Annotated in this window: 12 protein-coding genes; 4 read left to right on the top strand and 8 right to left on the bottom strand. The window is 61.1% G+C overall.

Annotated elements, in window-relative coordinates; genetic code table 11:
* The first annotated feature begins 76 nt into the window (after nucleotides 1-76).
* Nucleotides 77-1,168, top strand: coding sequence for a calcium:proton antiporter (locus SOP95_RS11135; RefSeq protein ID WP_323607129.1), 1,092 nt, complete (start codon nucleotides 77-79; stop codon nucleotides 1,166-1,168).
* Between the two features lie 138 nt (nucleotides 1,169-1,306).
* On the opposite strand, the gene SOP95_RS11130 is transcribed toward SOP95_RS11135, so the two are convergent.
* Nucleotides 1,307-2,665 carry an 8-oxoguanine deaminase gene (locus tag SOP95_RS11130; RefSeq protein WP_323607127.1) on the bottom strand — a complete coding sequence of 453 codons (1,359 nt, stop codon included), beginning with the start codon at nucleotides 2,663-2,665 and terminating at the stop codon, nucleotides 1,307-1,309.
* Between the two features lie 166 nt (nucleotides 2,666-2,831).
* The gene (locus SOP95_RS11125) at nucleotides 2,832-3,515 is read right to left on the bottom strand and encodes an SDR family oxidoreductase (protein WP_323607124.1); all 684 of its coding nucleotides are present in this window, start codon (nucleotides 3,513-3,515) and stop codon (nucleotides 2,832-2,834) included.
* 109 nt (nucleotides 3,516-3,624) lie between these two features.
* Here SOP95_RS11125 and SOP95_RS11120 point away from each other — a divergent pair, with 109 nt between their 5' ends.
* Nucleotides 3,625-3,912 (top strand): hypothetical protein, encoded by a 288-nt coding sequence (locus SOP95_RS11120; RefSeq protein ID WP_274077752.1) that lies wholly within the window; start codon nucleotides 3,625-3,627, stop codon nucleotides 3,910-3,912.
* Here the strand turns inward: SOP95_RS11120 and SOP95_RS11115 are convergent.
* From SOP95_RS11115 to SOP95_RS11090, 6 genes are all read right to left on the bottom strand, one after another.
* Complete coding sequence (locus SOP95_RS11115) at nucleotides 3,909-4,835, bottom strand: ABC transporter permease (protein ID WP_323607121.1); 927 nt, start codon at nucleotides 4,833-4,835, stop codon at nucleotides 3,909-3,911. The two genes, SOP95_RS11120 and SOP95_RS11115, sit on opposite strands and share 4 nt — an antisense overlap.
* A complete protein-coding gene (locus tag SOP95_RS11110; protein WP_274077750.1) occupies nucleotides 4,835-5,941 on the bottom strand; it encodes an ABC transporter permease in 1,107 nt (368 codons plus the stop codon). Before SOP95_RS11110 ends, SOP95_RS11115 begins: the two co-directional genes overlap by 1 nt.
* 11 nt (nucleotides 5,942-5,952) lie before the next feature.
* On the bottom strand, nucleotides 5,953-7,506 hold the full coding sequence (locus tag SOP95_RS11105; protein ID WP_323607120.1) for an ABC transporter ATP-binding protein: 1,554 nt from the start codon (nucleotides 7,504-7,506) through the stop codon (nucleotides 5,953-5,955).
* Between the two features lie 604 nt (nucleotides 7,507-8,110).
* On the bottom strand, nucleotides 8,111-8,692 hold the full coding sequence (locus SOP95_RS11100) for an IMPACT family protein (protein WP_323607118.1): 582 nt from the start codon (nucleotides 8,690-8,692) through the stop codon (nucleotides 8,111-8,113).
* A 7-nt stretch (nucleotides 8,693-8,699) separates the two neighbouring features.
* Nucleotides 8,700-9,350 carry a TetR/AcrR family transcriptional regulator gene (locus SOP95_RS11095; protein ID WP_020796325.1) on the bottom strand — a complete coding sequence of 217 codons (651 nt, stop codon included), beginning with the start codon at nucleotides 9,348-9,350 and terminating at the stop codon, nucleotides 8,700-8,702.
* Between the two features lie 75 nt (nucleotides 9,351-9,425).
* On the bottom strand, nucleotides 9,426-10,346 hold the full coding sequence (locus SOP95_RS11090) for a LysR family transcriptional regulator (protein ID WP_274077747.1): 921 nt from the start codon (nucleotides 10,344-10,346) through the stop codon (nucleotides 9,426-9,428).
* A gap of 136 nt (nucleotides 10,347-10,482) precedes the next feature.
* Between SOP95_RS11090 and SOP95_RS11085 the strand changes: the two genes are divergently transcribed.
* Nucleotides 10,483-11,832, top strand: coding sequence for an aspartate aminotransferase family protein (locus tag SOP95_RS11085; RefSeq protein ID WP_274077746.1), 1,350 nt, complete (start codon nucleotides 10,483-10,485; stop codon nucleotides 11,830-11,832).
* Between the two features lie 74 nt (nucleotides 11,833-11,906).
* Nucleotides 11,907-13,400: a CoA-acylating methylmalonate-semialdehyde dehydrogenase gene (locus tag SOP95_RS11080; protein WP_274077745.1), complete on the top strand. Its 1,494-nt coding sequence runs from the start codon at nucleotides 11,907-11,909 to the stop codon at nucleotides 13,398-13,400.
* The last annotated feature ends 143 nt before the right edge of the window (nucleotides 13,401-13,543 follow it).

Genomic DNA, 13,543 nt, shown 5'->3' with positions numbered 1-13,543 from the left:
CTGGTGCGCTAAGGTGAAACGTTAGCGCCGCGCCGCAGTCAGTCACCTATCGCACCTCAACGGCAAAAGGCCCGCCATGCTCACGATTCTCAAGCAAGAAACCTTTCTGCTGCTGGCCCTGATCGCCGCCGTCGTCGCTTTCCCGCTGGAGCACTGGTTGCTGCACAGCGGCCAGGCCGTCGCACTATCTGCAGGGCTGGTGCTGATCGCGTTCATCGTCGCCGCCTCCATGCGCGTCGCCCATCAGGCCGAACTGCTTGCGGAAAAGGTCGGCGACCCCTACGGCACGATGATCCTGACCCTGGCCGCCGTGCTGGTGGAAGTAGTGATCCTGGCGATCATGATGAGCAACGAAGCCTCGGCCACGCTGGTGCGCGACACGATCTACTCAGCCGTGATGCTCGACATCAACGGCATCCTCGGCCTGGCGGCGTTGATGGGCGGGCTCAAGCACGGCGAACAGTCCTACAACGATGATTCGGCGCGCAGCTACAGCGTGATGATCCTGACCGCCATGGGCGTGTCGATGGTGGTCCCGGAGTTCATTCCCGAAGCCGACTGGAAGCTCTATTCGGCGTTCACCATTGGCGCGATGGTGGTGCTCTATACCTTGTTCCTGCGCATGCAGGTCGGGCCGCACAGTTACTTTTTCAGCTACAGCTACCCGGACAAACGCCGCAAAAAAGAACCCCTGGAGCAGGAGCCGGCACCGATCAACCTGACGTTGTCCATCGGCATCCTGGTATTCGGTGTGGTGGTGATCGGCGCTTTGGCCGAAGTGATGTCCAAGACCCTCGACCTGGGGCTGGAAGGAACGGGCGCACCACCGGTGATCACGGCGATCCTGGTGGCGGCCATTTCGGCCGCGCCAGAGATTCTGACGGCATTGCGCGCGGCGCTGGCCAACCGCATGCAGTCGGTGGTCAACATCGCCCTGGGTGCCTCACTGTCGACGGTGATCCTGACGGTGCCGGTGATGGAGGCGATGGCGCTCTACACCGGCCAGCCGTTCCAGATGGCCATGACCCCGGTGCAGACCGTGATGATCTTCATCACCCTGATCGTCAGCGCGATCAACCTCAACGATGGCGAAACCAACGCCATCGAAGGGATGACTCATTTTGTGCTGTTTGCGACGTTTATCATGTTGTCGTTGCTGGGCTTGTGATCCAACCGAAAATCATTGTGGAAACTGGATCAATGTGGGAGCGGGCTTGCTCGCGAAGGCGGTGTGTCAGGCAATGAAATATCGACTGACACATCGTCTTCGCGAGCAAGCCCGCTCCCACATTAGATCTCCATAGGCTTAGACGCCTGCGATCAACTGCCGAGCTGCTTGAGTGTGATCAGCGATCAACCCTTTCAGATCCAGCCCTTCGACTTGACCGTCGATCACTCGCCATTTGCCGCCGACCATCACCCGATCCGCGCGATCGGCACCGCACAACAACAGCGCCGACACCGGATCGTGACTGCCGGAGAAGCGCAGTTCATCGAGCTTGAACAACGCCAGGTCCGCCTGCTTGCCCACCGCGATCTCGCCGATATCGGTCCGCCCGAGCAAACTGGCCGAGCCCTTGGTCGCCCAGCCCAGCACGCGCTCTGGAGTGATCTTCTCGGCACCGTAGCGCAGGCGCTGGATGTACAGCGCCTGACGGGTTTCGAGCATCATGTTCGACGCATCGTTGGACGCTGAACCGTCCACGCCAAGACCGAGCAATGCGCCGGCATCGGTCAGCTCGATGGTCGGGCAAATGCCGGAGGCCAGGCGCATGTTCGAGCTCGGGCAATGGCAGATGCCGGTGCCGGCCGCACCGAGGCGAGCGATCTCGTCCGGGTTGAAGTGGATGCCATGGGCCAGCCAGGTACGCGGGCCGAGCCAGCCGACACTGTCCAGGTAATCCACGGTGCGCAGGCCGAAACGCTGCAGGCAGAAATCTTCTTCGTCGAGGGTTTCGGCCAGGTGCGTGTGCAGGCGCACGTCGAGTTTATTCGCCAGTTCGGCGCTGGCGGACATGATCTCCGGTGTGACGGAGAAGGGTGAGCAGGGCGCCAGGGCGATCTGGATTTGCGCGCCGTCACCACGTTCGTGGTACTCGGCGATCAGGCGCTGGCTGTCGGCCAGGATGACTTCGCCTTCCTGTACGGTTTGCTGCGGCGGCAGGCCACCGTCCTTTTCACCCAGGCTCATGGAGCCGCGCGTCAGCATGGCGCGCATGCCCAGTTCGCGCACGCTTTCGACTTGCACGTCGATCGCATTTTCCAGGCCTTCCGGGAACAGGTAATGGTGATCGGCAGCCGTGGTGCAACCGGAGAGCAGCAATTCGGCCAGTGCGACTTTGGTGGCCAGGGCGAGTTTTTCCGGCGTCAGCCGTGCCCAGACCGGATACAGGGTTTTCAGCCAGGGAAACAACGGCTGGTTGACCACTGGCGCCCAGGCGCGGGTCAGGGTTTGATAGAAGTGGTGATGGGTGTTGATCAGCCCCGGCAGAATCACATGCTCGCGGGCGTCGAACACTTCGTTGCAAGGCGTGGCAGGCTGCTGGCCGAGGCCAAGCACTTCGACGATCAAACCGTCTTGCAGCACCAGGCCGCCACGGGCATCGAGATCGTTGGCTGTGAAAATGGCGAGGGGATTTTTTAACCAGATACGGGTCGCAGGCATGTTGGCCGGCTCCTCTGAAAGTTGGGTTCAGGGTTGCCAGCTCAGTGTTGCCCTGTCTGCTGATCCAGGGTCGCCGGGGAGGCGAGGTGCGAAGTGTCGATCAAAAGGGCTTCGCGGGCAAGTCCGGTCCGACCAGACAACGCAAAACCCCATTGGGGCGGTGTAATTACCAGGGAATGGTTTCACCCCGGTAATTGATGAAGTGATGCCCGCCCTTGCCCACATACGCATTCACCTGATCCACCAGCCCCCGCGTGCTGGTCTCTACATCGATGTCAGCGCCTTCACCGCCCATGTCGGTTTTCACCCAGCCCGGATGCAGCGACAGCACGGTGAGTTTCTGTTCGCCCAGTTGAGTGACGAAGCTGTTGGTCATGGAATTGAGCGCCGCCTTGCTGGCCTTGTACAGTGCCAGTTCCGGCGCGTCGGGCATGGTCACGCTGCCCAGTACCGAGCTCATGAAGGCCAGCACGCCGCTGTCCGGACGGATTTGCCCGGCAAAACGCTGGGCCAGGTTGATCGGCGCCACGGCGTTGGTGAAGAACAGTTGGCCGACTTCGGCCAGTGTCGCGCCACCGTTGGGCGTCTGCACCTCAGGGCCTTTGACGCCGGCGTTGACGAACAGCAGGTCGAACACTTCGTCCTTCAGTTGCTGACTCAGCGTGATCACCGCTTGCTGATCGTCCATGTCGAGCTTTTCGATCCGCACATTGCCCACTGCCTTGAGGGCTTCGGCGTTTTGCGGATTGCGCACAGTGGCGGTGACTTGCCAACCGTCGGCCAGCAGGGTTTTCACCAGGCCGAGGCCAAGGCCCCGGGAGGCGCCGATGATCAGTGCAGTTCTGGACATGTGTGGCTTCCTTGAAAGTTCAGGGACGTGGGTTCCGGATCCGGCTTGACCCTGGAGCATACTCCAGGCTTTAGCCTTGTTGCTCCCTGAAATTGATGGAGCAATGTCGATGTGGACTTCAACGCAGTATCGTCAGCTGGTACGCGGCAGCGCGTGGTACGACCTGGTCGTCAAGGCAGCGTTCGCCACACCCTGGAGTTTTGCCGTGGTGCATGGACTGTTGTCGAGCCTGATGCTGGTGGTTTTCCTGATCTTTGAGTTGGCGTGGGGCGTGGCTCAGGTGTTGCCTGTGCGGGACCCTTCGCGAGCAAGCCCGCTCCCACATTGGATTGGTGTGCACTCGGTCAATTGTGGGAGCGGGCTTGCTCGCGAAGAGGCCGTAACAGTCAGCGCTTAATGCCCGGCCCGCCACGGCTGCCCCAACGAAACCGGCGCATACAAACGGGTGCGCAACCGGTCCCGGGACAGCAGCACCAGCACCACGATGGTCGCCACATACGGCAGCATCGCCAGCAAACTCGACGGAATCGCCAGCCCCAGCCCCTGCGCCACCAGGTGCAGGATGCTGGCGAGCCCGAACAGGTACGCACCGAGCAGCAAACGCCATACCCGCCAACTGGCGAACACCACCAGGGCCAGGGCAATCCAGCCGCGGCCGGCGCTCATGTTTTCCGCCCACATCGGTGTGTAGGCCAGCGACAGGTACGCGCCGGCCAACCCGGCCATCGCGCCGCCGAACAACACCGCCAATGCCCGCACGGCCAAAACCGGCAAGCCCATGGCACTGGCGGCATCCGGGTTTTCGCCGACCGCCTGGATGATCAGCCCGACGCGGCTTTTCAGCGTCACCCAGGCCACCAGCGCAAACAGCGCGAATGACAGGTACACCAGCAGGTCCTGGGCGAACAGCATCCGCCCGATCAACGGGATCTCGCTCAAGTACGGGATCGCCAGCGGCTCGAAGCCCGCCAGCGGTTTACCCACCCACGCCGCGCCGACAAAGGTCGACAGCCCTACGCCGAAAATCGTCAGGGCCAGCCCGGTGGCCACCTGGTTGGCATTGAAGACCAGCGCCACCAGGGCAAACAACGAGGACAACAGCATCCCGGCGAGCATCGCCAGCAAGACGCCAAGCCAGAGGTTGCCGGTGCTGAACGCGATGATGAAACCGATCACCGCGCCAAACAGCATCATGCCTTCCTGGCCCAGGTTGAGTACGCCGCTTTTCTCGCACACCAGTTCGCCCAGCGCCACCAGCAGCAACGGCGTACCGCAACGAACCATGGCGTAGAAAATGTTGCTCAGCAGATCGATATCCATCACAGCGCTCCTGCTGGTACGGCGGTGGCGGGTGCACGGCGAGCCCAGTGCAGGTTCAAACGGGGTCGGTAGAGAATCAGCACATCGCAGGCGAGCAGGAAAAACAGCATCATCCCCTGGAACAATTGGGTGATCGCCTGCGGCAGGTTCAAGCTCATTTGCGCGTTCTCGCCACCGATGTACAGCAGCGCCATCAACAGGCTGGAAAACAGAATGCCAAGGGGGTTCAAGCGCCCGAGAAACGCCACGGTGATCGCCGCATAGCCGTAGCCTGGCGAAACCTGCGGGACCAATTGCCCGATCGGCCCGCTCACTTCACAGGCACCGGCCAAGCCCGCGAGGCCGCCGCTGATCAACAGTGCCAGCCAGACCAGGCGTTTTTCGCGAAAGCCGACAAAACCGGCTGCGCGCTTGTCCAGCCCAAGCACCTTGATCTGGAAGCCGACAAGACTTTTCTGCAGCAGCACCCACACCGCCACCAAAGCGAGCAGGGCGAAATACACGCCGGCGTGAACCCGACCGTCCTCCATCAACAGCGGCAAGCGGCTGGCGTCACCGAACATCGCCGACTGCGGAAAGTTGAACCCCTGCGGATCCTTCAGCGGGCCGTGCACGCAAAACAGCAGCAGGTTCAGGGCGATGTAATTGAGCATGATGCTGGTGAGGATTTCATTGGCGTTGAAGTGCGTGCGCAACCAGGCCGTCAGCCCAGCCCATGCGGCGCCGGCCAGGGTCCCGGTGAGCAGGATCAGGACCAGTGCCCAGCGACTTTGCAGCTCGATGATATTCACCGCCAACGCACTGCCGGCCAGGGCGCCGAGCAGCAGTTGGCCTTCGGCGCCGATGTTCCAGATTCGCGCCTGGTACGCAACGGCCAGGCCCAACGCGCAGAGCAGAATCGGTAACGCTTTGACCAGCCATTCGGAGATGCCATACAGGTCGCTGATGGGCGCGATCAATAGCGTATGCAAAGTCAGCAAAGGATCGTGGCCCAAAGCGATAAACAGCAACGAGCCACAGCCCAGGGTCAGGACCGCCGCCAGCAACGGCGAGCACCACAGCATCAGGCTCGATTGCTGGCCACGGGGTTCAAGAGAAAGCAGCATGTGAAACTCCGTTAACGTATTGCGCAGGCGGGTAGGTGAGAGGTGTCGAACTGGCCGGCCATCCAGCCACCAACATCGCTCAGGCGGGTGTCGACGGTGGCCTTGAGCGGCGATAACTGTCCGCCGCACAAGGCACCGAGGCGGTCGCTGATCTGGAACAATTCGTCGAGGTCTTCGGAAATCACCAGGATTGCCGCGCCGGCATCGCGCAGGGCGATCAACGCCCGGTGAATGGTCGCGGCCGCGCCGACATCCACGCCCCAGGTCGGGTGCGCGGCCACCAGCAATTTCGGCTGTTGAAGTATTTCCCGGCCAAGGATGAATTTCTGCAGGTTACCGCCGGACAGGCTGCGGGCCGGTGCCTGGGGGCCGGCTGCCTTGACCCCGAAGCGGCGAATGATGTCTTGCGCCAGTGCCAGGACCTTGGCGCGCTGAATCAGCCCCTTGCTCACCAGCCCGTGCTGGAATGCAGTGAGCAGGGCGTTGTCCGCCAGGCTCAGGTCAGGTACGGCGCCATGCCCCAGGCGTTCGGCCGGGACGAAGGCCAGTCCGCGCTGGCGGCGGGCATCGGGGCGTAAATGCGCGACCGCTTCGCCGCCGAAACGGATGGTTGCAGCGTCGTTGCGGGCCAGCCGTTCTTCGCCGCTGAGCAACGCCAGCAGCTCATCCTGACCATTGCCGGCGACACCGGCGATGCCGACTATCTCGCCGCTGCGCACCGCAAGGTCGATGGCCTTGAGCGAACAGCCGAACGGGTCCGGGTTGTGCCAGGACAAGCCTTGCATGTGCAAAAACACATCAGTGCCCGTCACCTTCGGGTAATCGGTGATCAACTCCGCCGCATCGCCCACCATCAGGCGCGCCAGTTGCCGATCCGAGTATTCGGCCGGCACGCAATGCCCGGCCACTCGCCCGCCGCGCAACACGGTGGCGCTGTGGCACAGCGCACGCACTTCGGCGAGCTTATGGCTGATGAACAGAATGCTGCAGCCCTCGGCAGCCAGTCGGCGCAAGGTCACGAATAAATCGTCGGCCTCCTGCGGGGTCAACACCGAGGTCGGTTCGTCGAGAATCAGCAGGCGGATGTCCTGCATCAGGCAGCGAATGATTTCCACCCGTTGCCGCTCGCCGATGGACAGGCTGTGGACAAGTCGCTGCGGCTCCAGCGCCATGCCGTAGCGCTGCGACACTGCGCTGATTTTGCGTTCAAGCTGGCTGGGCGTGCCTGCCGCCGGGCCCATGGCCAGGGCGATGTTCTGCGCCACACTCAAGGTTTCAAACAGCGAGAAGTGCTGGAACACCATGCCGATCCCCAGGTCGCGAGCCTGGGCCGGGTTGCGCAGGGTCACGGGCTGGCCATGCCAGAACATCTCGCCGGCGTCGGCCTGCACGACGCCGTAGATGATCTTCATCAGGGTGCTTTTGCCTGCACCGTTTTCGCCGAGCAGGGCGTGGATTTCACCCGGGGCGATGGTCAGGTCGATGGCATCGTTGGCCAGGCAGCCGGGGTAGCGTTTACTGATTCTGCTCAGTTGCAGGCGGGGCGTTGGATCGGCGATGGGCATGACAGGCTCGGTTCGATGGAGTGCATGCCTGTGGATAAAGCAATTTTCTGGCCATCAGGTCAGGAAATTTGCCTGGTCCGCGTGCGCCAAGCCACTTTGCGCGCTGACAGGCCGGGACGCACCGCAAACCGGGCACCACAAAAGTGCAGGGCGGTTGAGCCGGCTCCGGTTTTGCGCGTGGTCTCTTGATCAAAAAATGAGCATTCGCCGGCAAGCCATGCCGGATATGCAGCCGCGCCAGCCATGAACGGGTTATCCACAGATTGCTCCACAGTATTTGTGCGCAAGCTCAAGGGACGGGCATAAGCGTGGGGCGGCTATCTTCTAAAAGTGCTAAACCACTCTAACTAATTGTTTTTAATTGGATTTAACAATTTTATGGGCAAAATGGACGAAAAATGAGCAAAGCCCGCAAAGCCGCATGACAGAAGGGTTACAGCGTTATGTGCTCAGGTTATCCACAGTCGGGTGCACAGCAGATGTGGGCAACTATGGAATATGCAAAAAATGCGCGTGCCCCAAAAGATCGCAGCCTGCGGCAGCTCCTACAAGATGTCCGCGATCCCCTGTAGGAGCTGCCGCAGGCTGCGATCTTTTGATCTTGCTAGTGCTGCAACACAATCCGTCCACGACTCAAGTCGGCGAGTAGAGATTGCAATGTGTCGATCTGCCCGGCACCCACCGCCAATTGCAGTTCAACGCCATTGGCCGTGAAATCTTCGTGCACCATCAGCCCACCAAGTTCCGCAACCCGCAGCTTGACCAACGCCAACTCACCAAACGCACAGGCACAGCGCACCGGCACCCGACTGATCAACTCAATCTTCGGCGCCGTTTGCAGGCACTTATTGGCACCGCCGCCGTAAGCCCGGGCCAGTCCACCGGTGCCCAGTTGAATGCCGCCATACCAGCGAATCACCAGTACGACGACCTGATCACAATCCTGTGCCTCGATGGCCGCCAGGATCGGCCGCCCAGCCGTGCCGCCGGGTTCGCCATCGTCAGTGCTGCGGTATTGATCGCCGAGCTTCCACGCCCAGCAATTGTGCGTCGCGTTCGGATCGCTGTGCTGGGCTATGAAAGCCTGGGCTTCGGCGGGGCTGCCGATCGGCGCGGCAAAGGTGATGAAGCGGCTTTTGCGAATCTCTTCGCGGTATTCGCAGAAGTCGCTGAGGGTAAAAGGCATAGGGGTCTTAGAGGGAGGGTGTCAGGCCGCAGCCTTTGAGAATGATACGGATCAGGTTGTTGCCGGCGTCTTCCATGTCTTGCTTGGTCAGCTTGCTGCGCCCGCTGACCCGGCAGATCTGCGTGGCGAAGTCGGCGTAATGCTGGGTGCTGCCCCACAACAGGAAAATCAGGTGCACCGGGTCGACCGGGTCCATTTTGCCAGCGTCGATCCACGCCTGGAACACCGCGGCACGGCCCTGGAACCAGGTGCGATAGTCCTGGTTGAAATATTCGGTCAGGCATTCGCCGCCACTGATGACCTCCATGGCGAAGATTCGGGAGGCTTGCGGCTGGCGCCGGGAAAACTCCATCTTGGCGCGGATATAGCGGGTCAGGGCTTCGGCCGGGTCGTCTTGCGCAGTGAGGGTATTGAAGGTGCTGTCCCACAACTCGATGATGTTGCTCAGCACCGCCACGTACAAACCGAGTTTGTTGGTGAAGTAGTAATGGAGGTTCGCTTTCGGCAAGCCGGCATTCAGGGCGATGGTGTTCATGCTGGTGCCCTTGAACCCGTGACGGGCGAACTCGTCTTCGGCTGCTTTGATGATGGTCTCTTCGTTCTTCTGACGAATGCGGCTGGCGGGTTTGCCGCTGTGGGCTGGGACTTCAAAGGTCATAGGCACTTCCGGACAAGGGGGTGGGTGCATCCAGTGCGTTGATAGCGTAAAACCGAATACACCACAACCGGATGTTCAGCGTGTTGCGGCCAGGCTTTCGAGAAAACTTTCCAGAACCAGGTGCGGACGACGCCCCTTGCGGGTCACCGAAGCCAGGCTGAGATCATAGAAACGGGTTTTTGATTTCAATGCGCGCAACCGGCCTTGCTGCACCCAAAGGCTGGCGTAATGGTCCGGCAGGTAGCCGATGTAGCGCCCGGTCAGGATCAGGAACGCCATGCCCTCGCGGTCCGACGCGCTGGCGGTGCAGTTGAGCGCCTGATAATGCGCCTGGATATCCGCTGGCAAACGGAAGGTCGGGGCGATGGCGTCCTGGCTGTTCAAACGCCCGTCGTCCAGTTGCTTGTCATCGACATAAAACAGTGGGTGGCCAACCGCGCAGTACAGCAGCGAGCGTTCGCTATACAGCGGCTGATACTCCAGCCCCGACAGCGCACTGGCCTGCGGCACTACGCCGACATGCAGGCGCCCGTCGAGCACGCCTTGTTCCACTTCGTTGGGCGCGATCATGCGGATCTGGATCTGCACGTCCGGGCCGCGTTCCTTCAATTGCGACAGGGCGTGGGTGATGCGCATGTGGGGCAGGGTGACCAGGTTGTCGGTCAGGCCGATGGTCAATTCGCCGCGCAAGTGCTGGTGCAGGCCGTTGACCTCGGTGCGGAAACTTTCCAGGGCATTTAACAGCTGCAACGCCGATTGATAAACCTCACGACCTTCTTCGGTCAGGGAAAAACCGGCACGGCCACGTTGGCACAGTCGCAAACCCAGGCGCTGCTCCAGATCGCTCATCTGCTGGCTGATGGCCGAGCGGCCGATACCGAGCACGCTTTCAGCCGCAGAGAAGCCGCCACTTTCGACCACGCTGCGAAAGATCCGCAGCAGGCGGATATCAAAGTCGCTGACTTGCGCCAGTGGATCGGGGCGACGGCTGGACATGCGTTTACTCGATAGTTTAGTGAGGGGCTGACTGAAGGTTAGAAAAGTTGCATTTCACCGACTTTATCCCCGTGGCAATTTAGCTGCAACAGCGGTTTCAATCCTTACGCGCTTATTGCCTTGCGAGGTTTTACCCATGAACTTGCCTGAAAACGCCCCGACATCCCTGGCCAGCCAGCTCAAGCTCGATGCTCACTGGATGCCGTACACCGCCAACCGTAACTTTCAGCGCGATCCGCGCCTGATCGTGGGTGCCGAGGGCAGCTGGCTGATCGACGACAAGGGCCGCAAGGTCTATGACTCGCTGTCGGGTCTGTGGACCTGCGGCGCAGGGCACACTCGCAAGGAAATCCAGGAAGCGGTCGCCAAGCAACTGGGCACCCTCGATTACTCGCCAGGCTTCCAGTACGGTCACCCGCTGTCGTTCCAGCTGGCAGAAAAAATCACCGACCTGACCCCGGGTAACCTGAACCACGTGTTTTTCACCGACTCGGGTTCCGAATGCGCCGACACCGCCGTGAAAATGGTGCGTGCCTACTGGCGCCTGAAAGGCCAGTCGACCAAGACCAAGATGATCGGTCGTGCCCGTGGCTACCACGGCGTGAACATCGCCGGCACCAGCCTGGGTGGCGTCAATGGCAACCGCAAGCTGTTCGGCCAGGCGATGATGGACGTCGATCACCTGCCGCACACCTTGCTGGCGAGCAATGCGTTCTCCCGTGGCATGCCGGAGCAGGGCGGTATCGCCCTGGCTGACGAACTGCTCAAGCTGATCGAGCTGCACGATGCCTCGAACATCGCGGCGGTATTCGTTGAGCCTCTGGCCGGTTCCGCTGGCGTACTGGTTCCGCCGCAGGGTTACCTGAAACGTCTGCGCGAGATCTGCGATCAGCACAACATCCTGCTGGTGTTCGACGAAGTGATCACCGGTTTCGGCCGTACCGGCAACATGTTCGGTGCCGACACCTTTGGCGTGACCCCGGACCTGATGTGCATCGCCAAGCAAGTCACCAACGGTGCGATCCCGATGGGCGCGGTCATTGCCAGCTCCGAGATCTACCAGACGTTCATGAATCAGCCGACGCCTGAATACGCGGTGGAATTCCCCCACGGCTACACCTATTCCGCACACCCGGTGGCGTGCGCCGCCGGCCTGGCAGCACTGGATCTGCTGCAGAAGGAAAACCTGGTACAGAGCGTCGCCGAAGTCGCACCGCATTTCGAAAACGCGCTGCATGGCCTCAAGGGCACCAAGAACGTCATCGACATTCGTAACTATGGCCTGGCGGGTGCGATCCAGATCGCGCCACGTGACGGCGACGCCATCGTGCGTCCGTTCGAAGCGGGCATGGCCTTGTGGAAAGCCGGGTTCTACGTGCGCTTCGGCGGCGACACCCTGCAGTTCGGCCCAACGTTCAACAGCAAGCCGCAGGACCTGGATCGTCTGTTCGACGCGGTCGGCGAAGTGCTCGGCAAGATCGACTGATTTCTCCTTACATACCTATAAACAACGGGCGCGCCGATTCGGGCGCGCCTGTGGACAACTTTTCAGGAGCTTCCATGAGCGTTATTCCGCATTTGATCAATGGCGAACTGGTGACCGAGAACGGTCGCGCGGTTGATGTGTTCAACCCGTCCACCGGCCAGGCTATCCACAAGTTGCCGCTGGCGACTCGCGAAACCATCCAGAGCGCTATCGACGCGGCCAAGGCTGCATTCCCGGCCTGGCGCAATACGCCACCGGCCAAACGTGCGCAGGTCATGTTCCGCTTCAAGCAACTGCTGGAGCAGAACGAAGGGCGTATCGCCCAGCTGATCAGCGAAGAACACGGCAAGACCCTGGAAGACGCCGCCGGTGAACTGAAGCGCGGTATCGAGAACGTCGAGTTCGCTTGCGCGGCGCCGGAAATCCTCAAGGGCGAATACAGCCGCAACGTCGGCCCGAACATCGATGCATGGTCCGACTTCCAGCCACTGGGCGTAGTGGCCGGTATCACCCCGTTCAACTTCCCGGCCATGGTGCCGCTGTGGATGTACCCGCTGGCCATCGTCTGCGGCAACTGCTTCATCCTCAAGCCATCCGAGCGTGATCCGAGCTCGACGCTGCTGATTGCCCAGTTGCTGCTGGAAGCTGGTTTGCCGAAAGGCGTATTGAGCGTGGTGCACGGCGACAAGGCTGCGGTGGACGCGCTGATCGAAGCGCCGGAAGTCAAGGCACTGAGCTTCGTCGGTTCGACCCCGATTGCCGAGTACATCTATAGCGAAGGCACCAAGCGCGGCAAACGCGTCCAGGCCCTGGGTGGTGCGAAGAACCACGCAGTGCTGATGCCGGATGCCGATCTGGACAACGCGGTCAGCGCACTGATGGGCGCGGCTTACGGTTCCTGCGGCGAGCGCTGCATGGCAATCTCGGTAGCCGTGTGTGTCGGCGACCAGGTTGCAGATGCTCTCGTGGCCAAACTGGTTCCACAAATCCAGGCGCTGAAAATCGGTGCTGGCACTTCCTGCGGTCTGGACATGGGGCCTCTGGTCACGGGTCAAGCGCGGGACAAGGTCAGCGGTTACGTGGAAGACGGCGTAGCAGCCGGTGCGACACTGGTCGTGGACGGTCGTGGTCTGACCGTGGCCGGTCATGAGGAAGGCTTCTTCCTGGGTGGCTGCCTGTTCGACAACGTCACGCCAGAAATGCGCATCTATAAAGAAGAGATCTTCGGGCCGGTGCTGTGCGTCGTCCGTGTGAACAGCCTGGAAGAGGCGATGCAACTGATCAACGATCACGAGTACGGCAACGGCACCTGCATCTTCACCCGTGACGGGGAAGCGGCGCGCCTGTTCTGCGACGAGATCGAAGTCGGCATGGTCGGCGTTAACGTACCGTTACCGGTGCCAGTGGCCTACCACAGCTTTGGTGGCTGGAAACGTTCGCTGTTCGGCGACCTGCATGCCTACGGCCCGGATGGTGTGCGTTTCTACACCCGCCGCAAAGCCATCACCCAGCGCTGGCCGCAACGTGCGAGCCATGAAGCTTCGCAGTTCGCTTTCCCTAGTTTGTAAGTAGAAGGGTAAAGACGGCCGACCCAACGGGTCGGCCTTTTTGTTTCTGGTGCTTTGTTAGCTATATGACAGTTTTGTGAAAATAGAGGTTGACGGCAGATTCTGGAAGCCTATAATTCGCCCCACTTCCGGCGCAGTCGAAA

The sequence above is a fragment of the Pseudomonas sp. YuFO8 genome (genome assembly GCF_035065025.1).
In the GTDB taxonomy this organism is placed as follows: Bacteria; Pseudomonadota; Gammaproteobacteria; order Pseudomonadales; family Pseudomonadaceae; genus Aquipseudomonas; species Aquipseudomonas putida_AE.
This window is presented reverse-complemented; position numbering and strand designations above follow the sequence as displayed.